Source organism: Thermosynechococcus sp. HY213 (assembly GCF_031460975.1).
GTDB lineage: Bacteria > Cyanobacteriota > Cyanobacteriia > Thermosynechococcales > Thermosynechococcaceae > Thermosynechococcus.
The window spans coordinates 159,536-182,085 of the sequence record NZ_JAVKVB010000004.1 but is presented as its reverse complement, the minus strand read 5'-3'; the positions used below and the strand labels follow the sequence as shown (position 1 = coordinate 182,085).

At 53.9% G+C, this 22,550-nt stretch carries 13 protein-coding genes, 1 other RNA gene and 1 pseudogene; 13 read left to right on the top strand and 2 right to left on the bottom strand.

Annotation, left to right across the window (positions count from 1 at the left end; translation table 11 throughout):
- Positions 1-35 precede the first annotated feature (35 nt).
- On the bottom strand, positions 36-467 hold the full coding sequence (locus tag RHK62_RS02120) for a resolvase (RefSeq protein ID WP_302678719.1): 432 nt from the start codon (positions 465-467) through the stop codon (positions 36-38).
- 42 nt (positions 468-509) lie between these two features.
- On the opposite strand from RHK62_RS02120, the gene RHK62_RS02115 reads away from it, so the two are divergent.
- Positions 510-2,105, top strand: coding sequence for a DUF6930 domain-containing protein (locus RHK62_RS02115; protein ID WP_310453198.1), 1,596 nt, complete (start codon positions 510-512; stop codon positions 2,103-2,105).
- Positions 2,106-2,111: 6 nt separating this feature from the next.
- The gene (locus RHK62_RS02110; protein ID WP_206200864.1) at positions 2,112-2,855 is read left to right on the top strand and encodes a type 1 glutamine amidotransferase; all 744 of its coding nucleotides are present in this window, start codon (positions 2,112-2,114) and stop codon (positions 2,853-2,855) included.
- On the opposite strand, the gene miaA is transcribed toward RHK62_RS02110, so the two are convergent.
- Positions 2,834-3,736: a tRNA (adenosine(37)-N6)-dimethylallyltransferase MiaA gene (gene miaA, locus RHK62_RS02105; RefSeq protein WP_310453197.1), complete on the bottom strand. Its 903-nt coding sequence runs from the start codon at positions 3,734-3,736 to the stop codon at positions 2,834-2,836. The two genes, RHK62_RS02110 and miaA, sit on opposite strands and share 22 nt — an antisense overlap.
- A 198-nt stretch (positions 3,737-3,934) precedes the next feature.
- Between miaA and RHK62_RS13085 the strand changes: the two are divergent.
- The 11 genes and pseudogenes from RHK62_RS13085 to RHK62_RS02055 form a co-directional block, all read left to right on the top strand.
- Positions 3,935-6,019: pseudogene (locus RHK62_RS13085) on the top strand (ATP-binding protein); the annotation flags it as partial.
- Positions 6,008-8,353, top strand: a complete 2,346-nt coding sequence (locus tag RHK62_RS13080; RefSeq protein WP_399377914.1) for an LAGLIDADG family homing endonuclease — start codon at positions 6,008-6,010, stop codon at positions 8,351-8,353. The pseudogene RHK62_RS13085 and the gene RHK62_RS13080, both read left to right, overlap by 12 nt.
- 37 nt (positions 8,354-8,390) lie before the next feature.
- Positions 8,391-8,577, top strand: a non-coding RNA gene (ssrS, locus tag RHK62_RS02095) — 6S RNA.
- A 10-nt stretch (positions 8,578-8,587) separates the two neighbouring features.
- Entirely contained in the window at positions 8,588-9,187 is a 600-nt protein-coding gene (locus RHK62_RS02090) for a pseudouridine synthase (RefSeq protein WP_310453195.1), read from the top strand.
- A gap of 91 nt (positions 9,188-9,278) precedes the next feature.
- Complete coding sequence (locus tag RHK62_RS02085) at positions 9,279-10,442, top strand: ABC exporter membrane fusion protein (protein ID WP_206200860.1); 1,164 nt, start codon at positions 9,279-9,281, stop codon at positions 10,440-10,442.
- A gap of 9 nt (positions 10,443-10,451) precedes the next feature.
- On the top strand, positions 10,452-11,606 hold the full coding sequence (devC, locus tag RHK62_RS02080) for an ABC transporter permease DevC (RefSeq protein WP_206200859.1): 1,155 nt from the start codon (positions 10,452-10,454) through the stop codon (positions 11,604-11,606).
- A gap of 9 nt (positions 11,607-11,615) precedes the next feature.
- On the top strand, positions 11,616-12,311 hold the full coding sequence (locus tag RHK62_RS02075) for a DevA family ABC transporter ATP-binding protein (protein ID WP_206200858.1): 696 nt from the start codon (positions 11,616-11,618) through the stop codon (positions 12,309-12,311).
- A gap of 41 nt (positions 12,312-12,352) precedes the next feature.
- A complete protein-coding gene (locus RHK62_RS02070) occupies positions 12,353-12,997 on the top strand; it encodes a Uma2 family endonuclease (RefSeq protein ID WP_302678715.1) in 645 nt (214 codons plus the stop codon).
- A 235-nt stretch (positions 12,998-13,232) separates the two neighbouring features.
- Positions 13,233-16,559: a DNA-directed RNA polymerase subunit beta gene (gene rpoB, locus RHK62_RS02065; protein ID WP_302677177.1), complete on the top strand. Its 3,327-nt coding sequence runs from the start codon at positions 13,233-13,235 to the stop codon at positions 16,557-16,559.
- 77 nt (positions 16,560-16,636) lie between these two features.
- Entirely contained in the window at positions 16,637-18,505 is a 1,869-nt protein-coding gene (locus RHK62_RS02060; RefSeq protein WP_302678714.1) for a DNA-directed RNA polymerase subunit gamma, read from the top strand.
- A 19-nt stretch (positions 18,506-18,524) separates the two neighbouring features.
- On the top strand, positions 18,525-22,505 hold the full coding sequence (locus tag RHK62_RS02055; RefSeq protein ID WP_302678713.1) for a DNA-directed RNA polymerase subunit beta'': 3,981 nt from the start codon (positions 18,525-18,527) through the stop codon (positions 22,503-22,505).
- Positions 22,506-22,550: the final 45 nt, after the last annotated feature.

Below are 22,550 nucleotides of genomic sequence, written 5' to 3'. Positions count from 1 at the left end.
TGCCGTGCTGTACCATAACCTGACAATTATAAAGTTTATTGCCTCTGACTGAGCAGCAGGGGATAACCACAGTAGCGTTCTAACAGCACAATGGCGACAATATCATCAATGGGTCGGGGGGGCAGGCGCAACCCCTTGGGAATCAGCCGCTGCCAACCCTGGGGCGGAAAGAGTTGCCAATAGCGATCGCGGGCATCTAGGGTACTATTGCGCTCATCCACTGGAATAATTTCTACAGCCAAAGCCGCTTGCAATTGTTGCTGCCACTGGCGGGAGGTGGTTTGATTGCCCATAATCACCTGTTCAAATGGATAGGCTTGATGCCACTCTTGGACACGGGCGATCGCGCGATCGCTGGCCACCACTTCATAGCGCACCACTTCTTGACCAAGGGCAAGGGCTAACCCACACTTGTCCCGCCCTGGATCAAACCCCAATAAATACTTAGTGCGACCCATTTGCGTCATTTGCTAGAGTGGAAAGGTTATCGAATTGGGAGCGATCGCCCTGTGAGCCTACCCGCTGCGACCATCCGTCGTCTGTTGAATGTACCGCAAGTTGCCGCCATTTGGGTCGGTGGCGGCCGCAGGCTGGACAGCGAGAACGACGAGGTCTTTTGTGCGGCTTGGCTCGATCCCAAGGATCAGGGGGTACGCAGCATGGAGGTGGGTCAGTTTCCACCCACCCCAGAGCAACTGATGCGGCTGTTGGTGCAGGCGATCGAATATCCCCGCCATCCCCAAGCTCAGCCCTGCCGTCCCCACACCATCATCGTTGATGACCGCGAGTTGCAATTTTTTCTGCGCGGTGTGGTGGCTCCTCTCGATATTCAGGTGGAGTATCAAGCCCACATTCCCCTGCTGGCTGAATTTTTTGAATTCATTGCGGCGGAAGTCACCAGTGATGATGAAGATATCGAGGTGCTCCCCCCTGAATATGTTTCTCTGTACAAACAGAAAATTAGGGAATTTGCTCAACTGGACATCTGGCGGCGCCTAGACAGTCTTACCCCCCTTAAACTCCACTGCGACGCTTGGGACTCTCCCACCCTCTTTGCGGTACTGGTGAACCCCCAAGGGGCCAACCGTGACTTTGGTCTAATGCTCTACCGCGGGGAGGAGGCACTACGCAACTTTTGGCAGCAGATTGATCAAGAATATCCCTACATTGACGAAGACGATGATGAGCGCTTAGAGGAAACGGTTCTGCGCAACGATTGTCTCTTCTTGAATTTTTCCGAGGTTGACGAAGGGGATTTAGGCAATGATCTCTCTTTTGTCCTCAAGGGGCATCTTTACACCATTGAACCGGGTGTCATCCATCCTTTGGAGGGAATGCGACCCTTTTACGCCCCTGAAGAAGCGGAAATGGTCTATGTGGCAATCGAGGCTCTGATCAAATTCTGGAAAAAGACCAAGAAACAGTTTGAGAAGGAGGAGTGCCCTGAACTAGACCTGAGGTTCAAGATTCCTTCACCCCGCCATTCTGCCCTTAGTTATCAGGTGCACGTGGCAACAGTGCCAGCGATGATGGCAGAAATCAATGGTGACCCTGAGGAGAGCGAATCACAGCACCAGATTCCCATTGATACGGAAGCAATTCCGGGGGAAGCCTATATCCTCTTTAAGTTGTTTCCGCCGAAAGAGCTACAGGAATTACAAGCAGCCGTCTCTTACCATCAACGGGGGGAGATTCCCGAGGCGTTTGAGGGCTATCCCGTGTTGACGATTCAAACCAAAAAAGCCGCAGCGGAGACGCTCGCCGCCAAAATTGCTGAGGAGGGCGGCATTCACCATCTAACGGTCTTTCCCCTCTCAGGTCCCGAGCAAATAGTCATGCTCCTTGCCCAAACCAATGCCAACCATCTTTGGCTTTTGGATACCTTTGACCCCGAAAGTGGTTCGCTGCTCCTCGATTGGATCAAGGAGGTCAATGACCTTGAGGGCGCCTGTGGCCTTGCTGTGGCCTATGGCATGACGGGCAAAACGCGGATGCAGCCAACCCTCAAGCAAATCGTGGGACTTTTTGAAACGTCTCTGGTTTTTAGTTTCGTGGACACCCAACGTCCACCGACCCCTCAGCCCATTGAGATTTCTAAACGCTAGAGAACGGTGAAGTCCCTACGGATTCTACTGCTTCAGGCACGGGGCGATCGCACTACGCAGCAGGAGGAATTGGCAGAATTTATCCGCTTGAGCGGTTTGGCCGCCGAGCAATTTACAGTGCTCAATGGCTTTGAGTGTGCTGACTTTACCCCCGACTGTATTCAAGGCTTTGATGCCCTTTTTATCGGTGGCTCCAGTGATGCCACAGTGCTCAAGCCAGAGATCTATCGCTTTGTACCGCCGGCAATGGACTTAATTTTGGCCTGTATTGAGCAGGAGATCCCCGTGTTGGCCTCCTGCTTTGGCTTTCAATTGGCAGTGCAGGCCTTGGGAGGGCAAGTGATTGTGGATCGCGAGGCCATGGAAATGGGCACCTACCCTTTGTATCTCACCCCAGCAGGGGTTGCGGATCCATTGTTTGCTGGCTTTCCCAATCCCTTTTTGGCCATTTCCGGACATCAGGAACGCGCCTTGACCCTGCCAGCGGGAGCGACCTTACTGGCCTACAGTGAGTTGTGTCCCTACCATGCCTTTCGCTTGGAGGGCAAGCCCTTTTATGGCTTTCAGTTTCATCCCGAGGTGGACGATCGCGACCTGATTGCCCGCATTAGCCGTTATTGCGATCGCTATCAATTGGGCACTGCCGAACTGGAAAAACTCAAGCAAACAGCCCGTCCTACCCCCTACGCCAATCAGTTGATCCGCCGCTTTGTTGAGGTGGTGCTGGGCTATATTCCCAGTTGTGCTTGAATCTCTGCTAGTTGCTCCTCTAGGGTGGTGGCTTGCAGCCAATGGATGCCGGGTTCTGCCCGAAACCACGTCCGCTGCCGTTTGGCAAATTGTTGGGTGTGCTGTACCGTGAGGGCAATCGCCGCCTCAAGGGTGAGTTCTCCCCGCAGATATTGGCGCATCTCGCGATAGCCCAGTGTATCTAATAGGGGCAGTTCATCACCGTACTGCGCTTGCAGTTGCCGAATTTCATCGAGCCATCCCATGGCCAGCATTTGCTGGGTGCGTTCTTCAATCCGTGCCCGCTGCTGTTGGCGATCGCCCCCCGCTAGGGCAAAGTACCAAATCGGATAGGGAGGCGGTTCGCGCCGCTGCTGCTGGCTGAGGGGTACCCCCGTTACGTAATAGACTTCCAAAGCCCGCAGGGTACGCACGTGATCGTGGGCATGGATGCGTTGCGCCGCCACAGGATCCACCTGCTGAAGCCATTGATAGCATTCCTGCTGACCTAGAGCCATCAACTGTGCCCGTAGATGTGGTTGCGGTGGGACTTGGGGCATCGTTAGCCCTTGGGTAATACTGCGGATGTACAATCCTGTCCCCCCCACCAAGAGGGGCGTGATCCCTTGGGCATGGTAGTGGGCAATCAGGGCTTGGGCTTTGGCTTGATAAATGGCCAGGGTCAGAGTATCGCGGGGGTCACAAATATCAATGAGGTGGTGGCGCACTTGGCGTTGTTGGGCAGGGGTGGGCTTGGCGGTGCCAACATCAAAGCCGCGATAGACTTGGCGGGAGTCGGCACTCAAAATCACACTGTTCAATTGCTGCGCGAGGGCGATCGCCAGTGCCGTTTTGCCGGTGGCCGTTGCCCCCCCAATAACAATTAGCCCTGCATCCCCCACTCAAATACAGCCTGAAAATTTCCTAGAATCGCCTATAACCCTTATGTGCTAAAATTTAGGTCAGATTTGACATTTAGGCAAGTGAAGACGCATTTGCCTCGATTCTATAGCAGTTAGGGAGTTGCCATGACCGCCGAGTATTCCTCTGCCCAGTTGCGGGTGCTCAAAGGCCTTGAACCCGTACGAACCCGACCGGGGATGTACATCGGCAGCACTGGCCCCAAGGGACTCCACCACTTGGTTTATGAAGTCGTGGACAACTCCGTTGATGAAGCCTTAGCAGGATACTGTTCCACCATTCTAGTTCAGATCAATGCTGATGGCTCCGTCACGGTCACCGACAATGGGCGCGGGATTCCAACGGATATTCACCCCGATACCGGCGTCTCTGGGGTTGAGACGGTGATGACGGTGCTCCACGCCGGGGGCAAGTTTGGCGATGGTGGCTACAAAGTCTCAGGGGGGTTGCACGGTGTGGGTGTCTCTGTGGTCAACGCCCTCTCGGAATGGCTAGAAGTGACGGTCTGGCGTAATGGTTTTGTCCATCATCAGCGCTATGAACGGGGGGTTCCCATTACTCCCCTCGAAAAGACCCCCGATAGTGAGGAACGGCGGGGTACCTCAGTGACCTTCTTTCCTGATCGCCAGATTTTCACAGAAACGATTGAATTTGACGCCAAGGTGCTGATGACACGGCTGCGGGAACTGGCCTATCTCAATGCCGGCATTCGTATTGATTTCAAGGATTTGCGCGTTACGCCCCCCTTGAGTGAAACCTACTGCTATGAAGGCGGTATCCGTGAATATGTCCGCTACATGGTGCAGGAAAAGGAACCCCTTCACCCAGAGATCATCTACATTCAGGGGGAAAAAAACGATGTGCAGGTGGAAGCAGCCCTACAGTGGTGTGCCGATGCCTACAGTGAAAACCTGCTAGGCTTTGCCAATAATATCCGCACCATTGATGGCGGTACCCACATGGAGGGGCTAAAGGCAGTCCTAACGCGGACCCTCAATGCCCTTGGCCGCAAGCGCAATAAACTCAAGGAGGGGGATGCCAATTTGGCGGGGGAAAACATTCGCGAAGGCCTGACAGCGATCATTTCCGTCAAGGTACCCAACCCCGAATTTGAAGGGCAAACAAAAACCAAGCTGGGCAATACCGAAGTACGCGGCATTGTGGATGCCATTGTGGGCGAAGCCCTAACGGAATACCTTGACTTTCATCCGACCGTCACCGACACGATTTTGGAAAAAGCCATCCAAGCCTTTAATGCGGCTGAAGCGGCGCGGCGGGCACGGGAAATGGTACGGCGCAAGTCGGTGCTGGAGTCTTCGACGCTGCCGGGGAAATTGGCGGATTGCAGTTCACGGGATCCCGCTGTCTCGGAAATTTTCATTGTCGAAGGTGATTCTGCCGGTGGCTGCTTTGCTGGTGATACAAAGGTGGCTCTCGCCGATGGCCGTTGCCTCAGTTTTGTGGAGTTAATGGCAGAACAAGCGGCAGGCAAGGAGCATTTTGGCTACACAATTCGCCACGATGGCACGATTGGTATTGAGCGACTGGTCAACGTCCGCAAAACTAAAACAAATGCTGAAGTCATTAAGCTCACCCTTGACAACGGCGAGGTGATTATCTGCACCCCCGATCACCGTTTCATGCTCCGCAATGGTGAGTATAAAGAGGCACAGGCGTTAACTCCCGATGATTCCCTAATGCCACTTTATCGAAAAGCATCTAGCAGCGCTGATTTGGGAATTACGATCGATGGCTACGAAAGGGTTTGGGATCCTCGATCAAATTCTTGGCTGTTTACCCACATGCTTGCAGATTGGTATAACCGCTGGCAAGGAAAATACACCTTAGAAAGTGGTGAGCATTGTCATCATGTTGACTTCAACAAGCGAAACAATAATCCCACGAATCTGATTCGTCTGTCTGCTGATGCACATCTTGAACTTCATCGCCAGCACATTGATAAAACCTTAGATCATCCTGAAGTTAAGGAGAAGTGCCGTCAGAAGCGGAAAAAAGCACTATCAAAGACCTACTTTGACAAAACAATTAAAGCCCTAAAGAAAATTGAGTTAGAACAAGCTAATATTGATTTAGAGTCTTATCGCGAATATCGTTGCCAAACACGTGATAAGTCGCTCTTACGCTTTAAAACTTTCTGTAATCGGTACTTTGATGGCGATTCAAATCGTGCCTTAGAAGCAATCAAAAACTATAACCATCGCATTGTCTCAATTGAGGTTATGGGTGAAAAGATTGATGTTTACGATTTAGAAGTGCCGGGAACCCATAACTTTGCGCTGGCTAGTGGCGTTTTTGTTCACAACAGTGCCAAGCAAGGGCGCGATCGCCGCTTCCAAGCGATTTTGCCGCTGCGGGGCAAGATTCTCAACATTGAAAAAACCGATGATGCCAAAATTTACAAGAATAACGAGGTACAGTCTTTAATTACTGCCCTTGGTTTAGGCGTAAAGGGAGAGGAGTTTGACCCTGCCAAGTTGCGCTATCACCGCATCATTATTATGAGTGTGGCCGGGGATGAACCCACCCTTGTCAGGAATGCCTACGGGCAGGTGGAATTGGTCAAAATTGGCGAGTTTATTGATCAGTGCATTGAGGGGCAACGGATTGCTGAGCACTATCAGGTGATGTCCTTTGATCCCAAGACGGGTCAGACTCGCTTTCAACCCCTGAAGGCAGTGATTCGCCATTCCCATGAAGAGCCAATGTATGCAATTCAAACCCGCTACCATCGCTCCATTAAGGTGACGGCCTCCCACAGTGTCTATGTTTATGAAGACGGTCAGATCAAGTTGAAAAAAGGAAATGAGATTCAAGTGGGCGATCGCCTTGTTGCCAGTCGCCGCTTACCGCGTCCCCCAATTGTTGAGCGCATTGATCTGCTGCACTTGTTTTACCAAGCGGGTCTGACGGAGGGACTGTATCTCAAGGGGGAAGGTGTCAAAGCCCTGTGTGACCAACAACTCCTAGCACGGGTCGAGTGCTCCTCGGAGGGGCAAGAACCGCGTGTTGCCTATGATCCCCAGCTGTGGGAACCCCTACGGCAAGCGCGTCACGTCCAAGGGCTCAGTCAACAGGCCGTTGCTGCCCAAGTGGGGGTCAAACAGGCCATCATCATTTCCCAATGGGAACGGGGTCAAACCACGCCCACACTGAAACACTTCCTCAATTACCTCGAGGCCATTCAGTGGCATCAGCCACTGCAATACCAAACGTTACCGTCGCGGCTTGAGAGGATTCAGCATCAAAGTGACGACAGCAAAAATGCCCCCTACCGCCAAATCAGCGGTTATCAGCCCCTCGATAGCTTTACCCTTGCGGAACTAGAGTGCCTCACTGGGGATGTGCAACTCGTGCCCCGTGCCCACCATAACAAAGCTTTTGGCCGATATTTAGAGGTTAATCGGGAGTTACTGTGGTTTTTAGGTTGGTATGTAGCCGAGGGAAGCCTGAGTCAACATCAAGTTAGCCTCAGCTTAGGGCGAAAAAAACAGCCCTTTATCCCTGAACTCTGCCGTACCATTGAGACCCTCTTTGGCGAGTCTCCTCGCTGCGATGCGGATCCTGACAGTCAAGGGCAAAAGCTCTACTTCCACAGTGTCTTGGCAGCCTGTTTACTCAAAGCCTTGGGGGTGGGGGGCAAAGCCCACGAGAAGTGCCTGCCCTCCTTGGTGTGGCGGGTGCCCCTAGAGCTACAGTTGGCCTTTTTGGAGGGGTATTTCCTCGGCGATGGGGCGATCGCCCACAGCCACATCTCTATGACCACCACTTCTCCTACCCTCAAAGATGGCCTCCTCTACCTGTTTGGTCAGTTGGGTTGGGTAGCAAGCTGGACAACGCTAAAACCAGAAGCCGTTGCCAATTCACGGGTACAAACCCGCCACGAAGTGCATTGCCTCACCCTGAGCGGTAAACCCCAACTGGAAGCTGCTCGGCCCATTTGGCAGCGTCATCCCCACAGTGAATCCCTGAAGGCCTATCTGGCTTCGCCCCACCACAAGCCACTGGCTTTTACCCCTATTAGTGAAGACTTAATGGCACTAGAGGTGACGCAAGTTGCGGAAATTCCACCCGTGGGTGAGTATGTCTATGACTTCTCAGTGGAGGGGGATGAAAACTTTATTTGCGGTGTCGGTGGGTTGTGTGCCCACAATACAGACGCTGATGTGGATGGTTCCCACATTCGCACCTTGTTGCTGACCTTTTTCTATCGCTATCAGCAGGAATTGATTAACCAAGGCTTTGTCTATATTGCCTGCCCACCCCTGTATAAGGTCGAACGCGGGCGACAGCACTTCTATTGCTATAGCGATCGCGAGCTGCAGCAGCAGATTGCCGCCTTCCCGGAAAATGCCAATTACACGATCCAGCGCTTTAAGGGTCTCGGGGAAATGATGCCTGAGCAGTTGTGGGAAACGACGATGAACCCAGAGACGCGCATTCTCAAACGGGTGGAAATTGAAGATGCTGCTGAGGCCGATCGCATTTTCACCATCCTGATGGGCGATCGCGTGGCACCTCGTCGCGAATTTATCGAGACCTATGGCCCCCAGTTGGCCCTAGAAAACCTCGATATCTAAAGCCAGCCCCCAGAGTAGATGTGCTATAGTAGCTCTGGTTTGGCTGCGACGTTGGTGACTGCCAATATTGTTTTGTGATCTACAATTGCAAAACATTTGGGAATCAACACTGTGGGCGGCAGTAGACTGGCCATTGAGCCAGAAACTTCTAAGTCTACGGTTAGCATTCCCCCCTAGGCTTTACTAGGTCATAAACTGAGGTAAAACGGCGTCGCGGTTAGACTTTTCCTAACCATGAACCATCGCTACATTCTCCTGTATAAGCCCTATCGAGTGCTTTGTCAGTTTCAAGATCAAGAGGGGCGATCGACCCTCAAGGATTATGTTCCCATTCCCGATGTTTATCCCGCAGGGCGATTGGACTATGACAGCGAGGGGCTGGTTCTTCTCACCAACGATGGTTGGTTGCAGCACCGCTTGACGGATCCGCGCTATGGCCATCCGCGTACCTACTGGGTACAGGTAGAAGGTGAACCCAACCCCGCAGCTCTGACGCAGTTGGCCGAAGGCGTTGTCATCCAAGGCTGTCGCACGCGACCTGCGGTTGTCCAGGTACTGGCACAGGAACCCCCTTTACCCCCTAGGGAACCACCCATTCGTTATCGTCGTTCTATTCCTACCCACTGGCTAAGTCTAACGTTGCGGGAAGGTCGCAATCGCCAAGTCCGCCGCATGACGGCTGCGGTAGGGTTACCCACGCTGCGCTTGGTACGCGTGGCGATCGCCAATCTGCAATTGAGTGGCCTTGCCCCCGGAGAATGGCGCGAGGTTCTGCCCCAAGAACGGCAAACCCTTTGGCGAGCCTGTGGTCGGCGACCGCCTCGACTTGCTTAGCACTTAGCATTCCTTAATAACCGAGGGCGTCTATATTAAGATGAGGTAACACTTGTTATTTTTGACTGCACTGCATTCAAGAGGTCGTCCCATGGGACAGCCGTTTCTCAGCAAAGTTGGTCGTCCATGGCTGATCGGGGGGGCGATCGCCATCGGATTAGGCAGCTTGGCATTCAGTTTGAACTATTGGCAGCAACGTCAACGGGTCAATGAAGAACAGACAATTCAGGCAGCCCTTGCTAATCCCATGAGCGATCGCATTACCGCCTTGGGTCGATTGGAACCCGAAGGGGAAGTTGTGGCCGTCAGTGCTCCCTCGATGACGGAGCGATTGGGACAGTTGTTAGTGCGCGAGGGCGATCGCGTGGTGGCCGGTCAACCCCTTGCCTATTTAGATACCTATCCGGAGCGCAAAGCCGAACGCGATTTGGCGGTCAGTCAGTTGCAGGAAGCCCGCTTACGCTATGAGGCCGAAACCCGCCTCGCCCTTGCTCAAATTGCCGAAGCCGAGCGGCGGCGCGATCGCGCCAATGAACCGGCCATTGCTGCCATTCAAGCCCAGCAGGCTACGATTCAACGCATTCAAGCGGAACTCGAGACCGCCAACCGCGAATATCAGCGTTTTGCCCAACTTTTTGCCAATGGGGCAGTGTCGCAACAGGATCTCGACGATCGCACAGTTCGCGTTCGGAGCTTACAGGAAGAATTACGCAACGCCCAAGCCAACCTTGTTCGCCTACAGGAGGAACGGCGTACGGAACTTGCCACCGCCACTGCTCAGATCGAAGCCGCCCAAGCCAATCTGGGACGGGTACAAACCCAAGTGCAGCTCCTCTCAGCAGAGCGCAATCTGCAACTGGCAGAAGCCCGCCTTGAGCGCACCATTATTCGCGCCCCCCGCAATGGTCGGGTGCTGCGGATTCACACCAGAGCCGGCGAAACCATCAACGAACGCGGGATTCTCGAACTGGGCAACACCGATCAAATGTATGCCGTTGCTGAAGTCTATGAAACCGATGTTCCTCGTGTGCGGGTGGGTCAGCCCGCGGAAATTCGCAGTCGTGCCTTGAAGGCCCCCATTACCGGCCGCGTGGCGCAAGTGGGTTTGGTGGTGGCCAAGAATGACGTGACTGATACGGATCCAGCCGCAAAAACCGATGCGCGGGTTGTGGAAGTGAAAATTCGCCTTGACAACAGTGAGCCGGTGGCGGGTTTAACAAATATGCAAGTGGAAATTGCCATTGATCCGCGCTGAGGTTCAAGGATGATTTTTGCAATTCCCTTAGCTTGGCTACAACTGATTCGAGAGCGCATTCGGCTCTTGGTGGCGATCGCGGGCATTGCCTTTGCAGTGGTGCTGATGCTGATGCAGTTTGGCTTTCGCGATGCCCTCTTTAAGGCGGCAGTGCGCTTCCACGAGAGCTTAAACACCGATATTGTCCTCATTAGTCCCCAATCCACGGCGCTGATTGCCATGCGCAGCTTCCCGCGGCGGCGACTCTACCAAGCAGCGGGCTTTGAAGGGGTCGAGTCGGTTTCTCCCCTCTACCTGAGTTTTGGTCTCTGGCGCAATCCCATTAACAAAAGTACTCGCCAACTGATGGTGATTGGCGTCGATCCGCTGGCGGTGTCCATTGCCGTATCCGATACCCCCCACTGGCAAGATGCGATTAAGCTAGCGGACCATGTTCTTTTTGATGCCCAATCCCGCGCTGAGTTTGGCCCGATTCCTGAGCTATACCGCCAGGGGGAAGAGGTCACGACCGAAGTCTCTGGCCGCAAAATCACCGTGGCAGGCTTGTTTCGCATGGGAGCCAACTTTGGTGCCGATGGTAATTTGCTCACGAGTGATTTGAACTTTTTGCGCCTTTTCCCCGAACGTCATCCGGGGCTAATCGATGTGGGTTTAGTACGGGTGCAGCCGGGGGTGAATACGAAAGCATTGGCACGGCGGATGAATGCTTCCCTCGGCAATGATGTACTGGTGATGACCCGTGAGGAGTTTGCTGAGTTTGAGCGCAGTTATTGGGAAAAGAGTACCTCCATTGGCTTTATTTTCTCCCTTGGTGCCCTGATGGGATTTATCGTTGGCTCGGTGATTGTCTATCAAATTCTCTACACCGATGTCACGGATCACTTGGCGGAGTATGCCACCCTCAAGGCCATGGGCTACCGCGATATCTTCTTCTATGGCGTGGTCATGCAGGAGTCTTTGATTCTCTCCTGTATCGGCTATGTTCCAGGCTTTATCGTGTCATTTTTACTCTACATCCTGATTGCCAGAGCCACGTCACTGCCAGTGTGGATGACCGTAGAGCGCGCCAGTTTGGTCTTTACCCTCACAGTGCTGATGTGTACCCTTTCGGGGGCGATCGCCATGCGGCGGATCCAAGCGGCTGATCCTGCCGATATTTTCTAGGAGGGTGTTATGGAGCCAGTGATCCACATTCAAGGCCTCAATCACTACTTTGGTCAGGGGCAACTGCGCAAGCAAATTCTCTTTGATCTCTGCGCTCGCATTGAGGCGGGTGAAATTGTGATCATGACGGGGCCTTCGGGGTCAGGGAAAACCACACTGTTAACCCTGATCGGTGCCTTGCGATCGGCACAAGAGGGCAGTCTGCGGGTTCTGGGTCAGGAGCTACGCAACGCCACAAAAGAGCAGCAGATTCAAATTCGGCGGCAAACGGGCTACATCTTCCAAGGGCACAATCTGCTCCATGCCTTGACGGCTCGCCAAAATGTGCAAATGGCGCTGGATTTGCAACCCCACCTCAGTCCACAGGAAGTTCGAGAGCGGGTGGAAGCCATGCTCTGTGCCGTTGGCCTTGGAGAGCGCCTTGACTACTATCCCCATGAACTTTCGGGGGGGCAAAAGCAACGGGTGGCGATTGCCCGCGCTCTCGTGGGACATCCCAAAATTGTCCTTGCCGATGAACCGACGGCTGCCCTCGATAAAAAATCCGGTCGCGATGTGGTGGAAATTATGCGTACCCTTGCCCGCGAACAGGGCTGCACCATTTTAATTGTGACCCACGATAACCGTATTCTTGATGTCGCCGATCGCATTATTCACATGGAAGATGGCCGCCTCTCAGAAACCACAATTGGCCTTTCCGCCTAGCCTAGAATAGAGGCAAGCAGTGCAGGGCAAATCCGCTGATCATGTTTGCAGCTCCGCAGGGGACAGTGCCAATGTTGGAGAGTGGCGATCGCCTCAGTCGCGAGGCCTTTGAGCGCCTGTATGCCCAATGTCCCCATATTAAAAAAGCTGAACTCATTAACGGAGTCGTGTACGTGGCCTCCCCTGTGCGGGTGAATTCCCACAGCCGTCCCCACAGTCTCGTCATGGGCTGGTTGATGGCCTTTGAAGTGGCAACAGCCAACGTCATGGTGCTCGATAATGCCACCGTCCGCTTAGATGCCCAAACAGTGGTGCAACCCGATGCCCTGTTGCGCCTTGTCAATGGCACCTCCTGTATCAGCGGGGATGATTATCTTGAAGGGGCGCCTGAACTCATTGTCGAAATTGCCAGTAGCAGTGCCGCCTACGATCTCCACGACAAACTAGAGGTTTATTGTCGCTGTGGGGTTCAGGAATACTTGGTCTGGGTGGTACCGGAGCAGGATTTTCACTGGTATCTCAGGGAAGGAACAAGCTACCGCCGTCAAGCGCCCGATGACCACGGCATTTTTCGCAGTGGGCACTTCTCTGGATTGTGGCTACACTGGCCAGCCCTAAGAGACGGTCATTTAACGCTTGTTTTGGAAACCCTGCACACAGGATTGAAGTTGCAGCAAACCCCATAACTATTAGTGAACTGTCGCTTAACTGTAAGAACTCTGTGCTATGGTCATAGGTAGCGGCTTGCAAGCGCGGCAGTGGCACTTGTCAACTCTTCTCGTTTCCAACAGCTTCATCTTGCCAGAGGTCTCCGGCGGCAGTGTTTGCCGTAAGCGGAGCTTTTGGTGTGCTTGACAGGGCAACGCCTCTTCATTTAAGATGCAAGATCCGCGTTTTAGCGATACCCTCTAGAGGATATACATGGCTAGTAATCAGATTTACACGCCACCCGCTTTTACCTTGCCAGACCTTGTCGAGATTCAGCGGGCCAGCTTCCGATGGTTTCTGGAAGAAGGACTCATTGAAGAGCTAGAGAGTTTCTCCCCCATTACTGATTATACCGGCAAAATTGAGTTGCACTTTTTGGCCAAGGACTACCGACTCAAGGAGCCGAAGTATAGCGTCGATGAGGCCAAGCGGCGGGATGCCACCTACTCAATGCAAATGTATGTCCCGACTCGCCTCATTAACAAAGAAAATGGTAATATCATTGACCAAGATGTGTTCATCGGCGATCTGCCCCTGATGACCGATCGCGGCACGTTTATTATCAATGGTGCAGAGCGCGTCATTGTCAACCAGATTGTCCGCAGTCCTGGTGTTTACTACAAATCAGAAACCGACAAAAATGGTCGCCGTACCTACAATGCCAGCCTGATTCCTAACCGAGGGGCTTGGCTGAAGTTTGAAACCGACAAGAATGATTTGCTGTGGGTGCGCATTGACAAAACCCGCAAGCTTTCAGCCCATGTTCTCCTCAAGGCCTTGGGGTTAACCGATAGCGAAATTCTAGAGCGGCTGCGTCACCCCGAGTACTACCAAAAAACTGTTGAAAAAGAAGGCAAATTCTCCGAAGAAGACGCCCTCATTGAATTGTACAAAAAACTACGCCCAGGGGAGCCGCCCACGGTTTCAGGGGGACAACAGCTTCTGGAGTCGCGCTTCTTTGATCCCAAACGCTATGACCTTGGCCGGGTGGGTCGCTATAAGCTCAACCGCAAGTTGCAGCTGAATATTCCCGACTCGGTACGCATCCTCACCCCAGAAGATATTCTTGCGGCCATTGATTATCTAATTAACCTCGAGTTTGATCTGGGCACGATTGATGACATTGATCACCTAGGCAACCGCCGCGTCCGTTCTGTGGGTGAATTGCTGCAAAACCAAGTGCGCGTTGGCCTTAATCGCCTAGAGCGGATTATCCGCGAGCGGATGACGGTGTCTGACACGGATTCTTTGACGCCCACTTCGCTGGTGAATCCGAAGCCATTGGTGGCGGCCATTAAGGAATTCTTTGGCTCTAGCCAGCTTTCCCAATTCATGGATCAAACCAACCCCCTCGCGGAACTCACCCATAAACGGCGCTTGAGTGCCCTAGGCCCTGGGGGGCTCACCCGTGAGCGGGCGGGCTTTGCGGTGCGGGATATTCACCCGAGTCACTATGGTCGCATTTGCCCCATTGAAACTCCTGAAGGTCCCAACGCTGGGTTGATTGGTTCCTTGGCCACCCATGCCCGCGTCAATGAATATGGCTTTATTGAGACGCCTTTCTATCCGGTGAAAGATGGTCGCGTCCTGAGGGATCAGCCGCCTATCTACATGACCGCTGACGAAGAAGATGATAAGCGGGTAGCACCGGGGGATGTGCCCACCGATGAAAACGGCTACATCCTTGGGGATGTGGTGCCGGTACGCTATCGTCAAGATTTCACCACCACCACCCCCGATCAGGTGGACTACGTGGCAGTTTCGCCAGTACAGATTATCTCTGTGGCCACCTCGCTGATTCCCTTCCTAGAGCACGATGACGCCAACCGTGCCCTCATGGGATCCAACATGCAGCGGCAGGCAGTCCCCCTGTTGCGACCGCACCGTCCCTTAGTGGGTACAGGTCTAGAGGCTCAGGCAGCACGGGACTCTGGGATGGTGATTCTCAGCCAGACCAATGGTGTGGTCACCTATGTAGATGCCAATCAAATTCGCGTCAAAACCGATAACGGCCCTGAGATGACCTACACGCTGCAAAAGTACCAGCGCTCCAACCAAGATACTTGCTTGAATCAACGACCGATTGTCTTTGTCGGCGATCGCGTGCAGGCAGGACAGGTGATTGCTGATGGCTCCGCCACTGAGGGGGGCGAACTAGCCCTTGGCCAAAACATCCTTGTGGCCTATATGCCTTGGGAAGGCTACAACTACGAAGACGCCATCCTGATCAGCGAGCGGCTAGTTCAAGAGGATGTCTATACCTCCATCCACATTGAGAAGTACGAGATCGAGGCGCGGCAAACCAAACTTGGACCAGAGGAAATTACCCGCGAAGTGCCCAACGTGTCCGAGGATGCCTTGCGACAGTTAGATGAAAACGGCATTATCCGCATCGGTGCCTTTGTCGAGGCGGGCGATATTCTCGTTGGTAAAGTCACCCCCAAAGGGGAATCGGATCAGCCCCCCGAAGAAAAACTTCTGCGTGCCATCTTTGGTGAAAAAGCGCGGGATGTGCGGGATAACTCCCTGCGGGTGCCCAATGGTGAAAAAGGTCGCGTTGTCGATGTGCGCGTCTTTACCCGTGAGCAGGGAGATGAACTACCCCCCGGTGCCAATATGGTGGTGCGGGTCTATGTGGCCCAGAAGCGCAAAATTCAGGTGGGGGACAAAATGGCCGGCCGCCACGGCAATAAGGGGATTATTTCCCGCATTCTCCCGGTGGAGGATATGCCCTTCCTGCCCGATGGTCGCCCCGTGGATATTGTCCTCAATCCCTTGGGGGTGCCTTCACGGATGAATGTGGGGCAAGTCTATGAGTGTTTGCTGGGCTGGGCTGGGGAGTGCCTTGGTCGTCGGTTCAAAATTACTCCCTTTGATGAAATGCACGGCAAGGAAAAATCCCGCGAAACCGTCCATGCCAAGCTACAAGAGGCCAAAGAAGTCACGGGTCAAGATTGGGTCTTTAATCCTGAGGATCCGGGCAAAATGGTCGTCTATGATGGCCGCACCGGTGAACCCTTTGACCGGCCAGTGACGGTGGGGATGGCCTATATGCTGAAGCTCGTGCACTTGGTGGACGATAAGATCCACGCCCGCTCCACAGGGCCTTACTCTTTGGTTACTCAACAGCCCCTCGGTGGTAAAGCCCAGCAAGGGGGTCAGCGCTTTGGCGAAATGGAGGTGTGGGCATTGGAGGCCTATGGTGCCGCCTATATTCTCCAAGAGTTGCTGACGGTCAAGTCCGATGATATGCAAGGACGCAATGAAGCCCTCAATGCCATTGTTAAAGGGCAATCCATTCCCCGACCGGGCACGCCAGAGTCCTTCAAGGTGCTGATGCGGGAGCTGCAATCCCTGTGCTTGGATATTTCCGTGCGCAAGGCCAGTATTCCCAGCTTTGATGACGATGGCGAAATGAAACCTGACCCCGAGGTGGATTTGATGGTGGATGTCAGCCCTCGCCGTACCCCGGCACGACCCACAATTGACTACAGTGCCCTCGACGACACGGACGACAAAGAAGGGGCAACGACATTCTAAACACTTAGAACTGAGTCAGCTTGTTTGGGGGGCGATCGCCCCCTTGATCCATTCACCGCCAAAGGATTTGTGAGTTTATGCCCAGAATCGAGCAACGCTTTGATTATGTAAAAGTGTCTCTCGCGTCACCGGAGCGCATCATCCAATGGGGGCAGCGCACGCTCCCCAACGGTCAAGTGGTGGGCGAGGTGACTAAACCAGAAACCATTAACTATCGCACCCTCAAGCCGGAGATGGACGGCCTCTTCTGCGAGCGGATTTTTGGTCCTGCTAAGGATTGGGAGTGCCACTGCGGTAAATACAAGCGGGTGCGCCATCGTGGCATTGTCTGCGAACGTTGTGGCGTTGAAGTCACCGAATCGCGGGTGCGCCGCCATCGCATGGGCTACATTAAGTTGGCTGCCCCAGTGACCCATGTCTGGTATCTGAAGGGGATTCCCAGCTACATGGCGATCCTGCTGGATATGCCCCTGCGGGATGTAGAGCAAATTGTCTATTTCAACTCCTATGTAGTGCTAGATCCGGGCAATCACCCCGGTCTCAGCTACAAGCAGCTCCTAAGCGAAGATCAGTGGCAGGAAATTGAAGAAGAGATCTACAGCGAAGACTCGGAGCTAGAGGGTATTGAGGTGGGTATTGGGGCTGAAGCCATTCAACGCCTGCTTCAGGCTTTAGATCTGCAAGGGGAGGCCGACCAACTGCGGCAGGAAATCCTCAACTCCAAGGGGCAAAAACGCGCCAAGCTGATCAAACGGCTGCGGGTCATTGACAACTTCATTGCCACTGGAGCAAAGCCGGAGTGGATGGTTTTGACGGTCATTCCCGTGATTCCACCGGATCTGCGGCCAATGGTGCAGTTAGATGGCGGGCGTTTTGCCACCTCTGACCTTAATGACCTGTACCGCCGCGTCATTAACCGCAACAACCGCCTTGCCCGCCTGCAAGAGATTCTCGCCCCCGAGATTATTGTGCGGAATGAGAAGCGCATGCTTCAAGAGGCGGTGGATGCCCTGATTGATAATGGTCGTCGCGGTCGTACGGTAGTGGGCGCCAATAACCGTCCCCTGAAGTCCCTTTCCGACATTATTGAGGGGAAACAGGGTCGCTTCCGCCAAAACCTGCTGGGGAAACGGGTGGACTACTCCGGTCGTTCGGTGATTGTGGTGGGGCCAAAACTGCAAATGCACCAGTGCGGCCTGCCTCGGGAAATGGCCATTGAACTCTTCCAGCCCTTTGTGATTCACCGCTTGATTCGCCAACAAATTGTCAACAACATTAAGGCAGCAAAGCGGATGATCCAGCGCAATGACCCCCAAATTTGGGATGTGCTGGAGGAGGTGATTGAGGGTCACCCCGTGCTGCTCAACCGGGCGCCGACCCTCCACCGTTTGGGGATTCAGGCCTTTGAGCCGATTCTGGTGGAAGGGCGTGCCATTCAACTGCACCCCTTGGTGTGTCCTGCCTTCAACGCGGACTTTGACGGTGACCAAATGGCGGTGCACGTGCCCCTCTCGATTGAGGCTCAAGCGGAGGCGCGGATGCTGATGCTAGCCTCAAATAATATTCTGTCGCCGGCCACGGGCAAGCCGATTATTACTCCCAGCCAAGACATGGTTTTGGGTTGCTATTACTTGACGGCAGAAAATCCGAAGCTGCCAGATTATAGCGATCGCTACTATGCCAACTTCCAAGACGTGGTCATGGCCTACGAACAGGGACACTTGCCGCTCCATGCCTTTGTCTGGGTGCGCTACGACGGTGAGGTGGACGATGGTGATACCAGTGAACCTCAGATTACGACCTATGAAGATGGTTCCCGTTTACTGGAGTATTCCCTGCGGCGGGTCAAGGAGGATGCTAACGGTCAACTGATTTCCCAATACATCCGCACCACCCCCGGTCGCATCATCTACAACCAAACGATTCAAGAAGCCCTAGCCAGTTAATTTGGGAGACCCCAACACCATGACTGAGAAAAAGCCTGTTTTCTTTAACCGCATCATTGACAAAAAAGGCTTGCGGAACCTAATTGCTTGGTCGTTTAGTAACTTTGGCACCGCCCGCACAGCGGAAATGGCCGACAAAGTCAAAGACCTTGGCTTTCGCTATGCCACCCGCGCCGGCGTCTCCATCAGTGTTGATGACCTGCTCGTGCCCCCGAAAAAACAGGAACTCCTCGAAGCTGCTGAAAAGGAAATTAAAACCGCTCAAGAGCGCTACTCGCGGGGTGAAATTACGGAGGTAGAACGCTTCCAGAAGGTGATTGACACTTGGAACACCACCAACGAAGAACTGAAAAACGAGGTGGTGCGGCACTTCCGTAATACTGATGTCCTCAACTCCGTGTATATGATGGCCTTCTCGGGGGCACGGGGGAACCTCTCGCAGGTGCGCCAGTTGGTGGGAATGCGGGGGTTAATGGCCAATCCCCAAGGGGAAATCATTGACCTGCCGATTAAAACCAACTTCCGCGAAGGGCTGACGGTGACGGAGTACATTATCTCCTCCTACGGTGCGCGTAAAGGACTGGTGGATACAGCACTGCGGACGGCGGACTCCGGTTACCTGACCCGGCGCTTGGTGGATGTCTCTCAAGATGTGATTATCCGCGAAGAGGATTGTGAAACGGAGCGGGGCATTACGCTGCGCAGTATGACGGTGGGGGATAAGGTACTGGCGCTAGAGGATCGGCTTTTGGGTCGAGTGGTGCTCAATGATGTCTGCCATCCGGAAACGGGCGAAGTGCTGGTGGCCAAAAATCAAGCCATCTCTGCTGATCTAGCGAAGAAAATTGTTGATGCGGGTATCGAAGAAGTAGTGGTGCGATCGCCTCTTACCTGCGAGGCCACTGGCTCTGTGTGTCGTCTCTGCTACGGCTGGAGCCTTGCCCATGCCCAACTGGTGGATATGGGGGAAGCGGTGGGAATTATTGCGGCTCAATCCATTGGTGAACCTGGTACACAGTTGACCATGCGCACATTCCACACCGGTGGGGTGTTTACGGGGGAAGTGGCTCGCCAAGAACGCGCTCCCTTTGCTGGCACGGTGGAGTACGGCAAGAAATTACGGGTACGTCCCTACCGCACTCGTCACGGGGATGATGCCTTTATTGTCGAAACCGCTGGCAAGCTTGTGATCAAAGGTGGTCAGCAAAGCCAAGAATTTGACCTCTCCCAAGGGTCAATTGTGCTAGTGGCAGAGGGTGAAACCGTTGCAGCGGGTCAATTGTTGGCGGAAGTGGCGCAGGCCTCCCGCAGTGTCCGCAAGTCCACGGAGAAAGTGACCAAGGATGTGGCCTCGGATTTGGCGGGTCAAGTGAAGTTCGTCAACCTCGAAGCAGAGGAGAAGCGCGATCGCCAAGGCACCACAACGCGCATTGCCCCCAAAGGTGGCTTGATTTGGGTACTGTCTGGGGAAGTCTATAACCTGCCCCCCGGTGCGGAGCCAGTGGTGAAAAATGGCGATCGCATTGAAGCCGGAGCCGTGCTGGCAGAAACTACGGTGAAAACCGAGCATGGCGGTGTCGTGCGTCTCCCTGAGCAACAGGACAGCAAAGGCGGTCGCGAGGTGGAAATTATTACTGCCTCGGTGATGCTCGATAAAGCCAAGGTGCTCAAAGAAACCCAGCAGGGACGCGAGCATTACATTATTGAAACCGCCACTGGTCAGCGCTTCTCCTTGAAAGCTGCCCCCGGTACGAAAGTTGCCAATGGTCAAGTGGTGGCCGAACTCATTGACGATCGCTACCACACCACGACTGGCGGTATCCTCAAATATGCCGACATTGAAGTGGCCAAAAAAGGCAAAGCCAAGCAGGGCTACGAAGTCCTCAAGGGGGGGACGCTCCTGTGGATTCCCGAAGAAACCCATGAGGTCAATAAAGACATCTCGCTGCTCATGGTCGAGGACAACCAATACGTCGAAGCAGGGACGGAGGTTGTCAAGGACATCTTCTGTCAAAACAGCGGTGTCGTCGAAGTCATCCAGAAAAACGACATCCTGCGGGAAATTATTATCAAGCCCGGCGAACTGCACCTTGTGGATGATCCGGAAGCCGCGCGGCTGAAGCATGGTGTGTTGGCGCGTCCGGGTGAAGAGGTACTCCCCGGCCTTGTGGTCGAAACCCTCTCGCAAGTGGATTATCTGGAGGACACTCCCGAAGGACCAGCGATTCTGCTGCGCCCCGTCCAAGAATTTAGCGTGCCTGATGAGCCATCGGTACCCAGCCAAGACTCCAGTGATAGCTCAGGACAGTCCATTCGCCTGCGGGCTGTGCAGCGGTTGCCCTACAAACACGATGAGCGAGTTAAGTCCGTTGATGGCGTTGATCTGCTGCGGACACAGTTAGTCCTTGAAATTGGCAGCGAAGCCCCCCAACTGGCTGCTGACATTGAAATTGTGACGGATGAGGTGGATCCAGAAGCCCAGCGCCTCCAACTGGTGATTCTGGAATCCTTGGTGATTCGCCGTGACATTGCTGCCGATCAAACCCAAGGCAGTACGTTTACTTCCCTCTTGGTCAAGGATGGCGATCACATTGGCCCCGGTGCCGTGATTGCCCGCACGGACATCAAAGCCAAGCAGGCAGGTGAAGTGCAGGGGATCTTGCGCAGTGGGGAATCGGTTCGCCGTATTCTGGTCGTTACTGAGAGCGATCGCCTGCGGATCGAGACCAACGGGGCTAAACCCACGGTCAAAGTTGGCGATCTCGTGCGTCCCGGCGATGAACTGGCCAAGGGGGTGACTGCCCCAGAAACAGCAGCGGTCATGGCGGTGGCCGATGAGCACGTGATCCTGCGCTTAGCTCGTCCCTACCTTGTCTCGCCGGGGGCAGTGCTGCAAATTGAGGACGGTGACCTTGTGCAGCGCGGGGATAACCTCGCCCTGTTGGTGTTTGAGCGGGCGAAAACGGGGGACATTATTCAGGGGTTACCTCGGATTGAAGAACTCCTTGAAGCGCGCCATCCTAAGGAAAAATGCGTGCTGGCTGTGCGCCCCGGCACCTGTCAAGTCACCTACAACAGTGATGACAGCGTAGATATCAAAGTCATTGAAGAGGATGGCACGATTCAGGAATACCCTGTCCTGCCGGGTCAAAACCCCTTGGTGGTGGATGGTCAAAAGGTCAATCTCGCTGACCCCCTCACCGATGGCCCTGTGGATCCCCACGACATCCTCTCCATTTACTTTGAGTACTACAAACCCCAAGGGTTGCTCAAAGCCGCCCAAATTAGCCTTGAGAAGGTGCAATCCTTCTTGGTCAATGAGGTGCAGTCGGTGTATCTCACCCAAGGGATTGAGATTGCCGATAAACACATTGAGGTGGTCGTCCGCCAGATGACCTCGAAAGTACGGATTGATGATGCCGGCGATACAATCGTTCTCTCTGGGGAACTCATGAGTCTGCGCCAAGCGGAGCAAGCCAACGAACCCATGGCACTCACCGGTGGTGCACCTGCCCAATATACCCCTGTCCTCTTGGGGATTACCAAGGCTTCGCTGAATACCGATAGCTTTATTTCAGCCGCCAGTTTCCAAGAGACAACACGGGTACTCACGGAAGCAGCCATTGAAGGCAAGTCCGATTGGCTGCGGGGACTCAAGGAAAACGTCATCATTGGCCGTCTCATCCCAGCGGGCACCGGCTTCAACAGCTACGAGGAAAGTAGCAACGGCGACGAAGAGTGGGAAGAGGGTGAAGATCGCTTGGGTCAAACCCACGTTATCAGCCCTGAACCCGAACCCCCCTCAATGACGGTCAATGTGACTGCTGACCTCGGTGAGGATGTCCTCATTGACGATGAAACGGCGCCCCACGTGATTGAAAAGATCACTGGACGGACTCGCGATTTTGAATTCGCCAGTAGTGATGCTGACGATGAAGAGGACGAACTCCTAGACGAGGACGATGACTATGGGGAGGAAGAGGAGGATGACGCCTTTTAACTAAAACTCCCTTGACTAAAGAAGGCTACGGTAAAGGTGAGCACC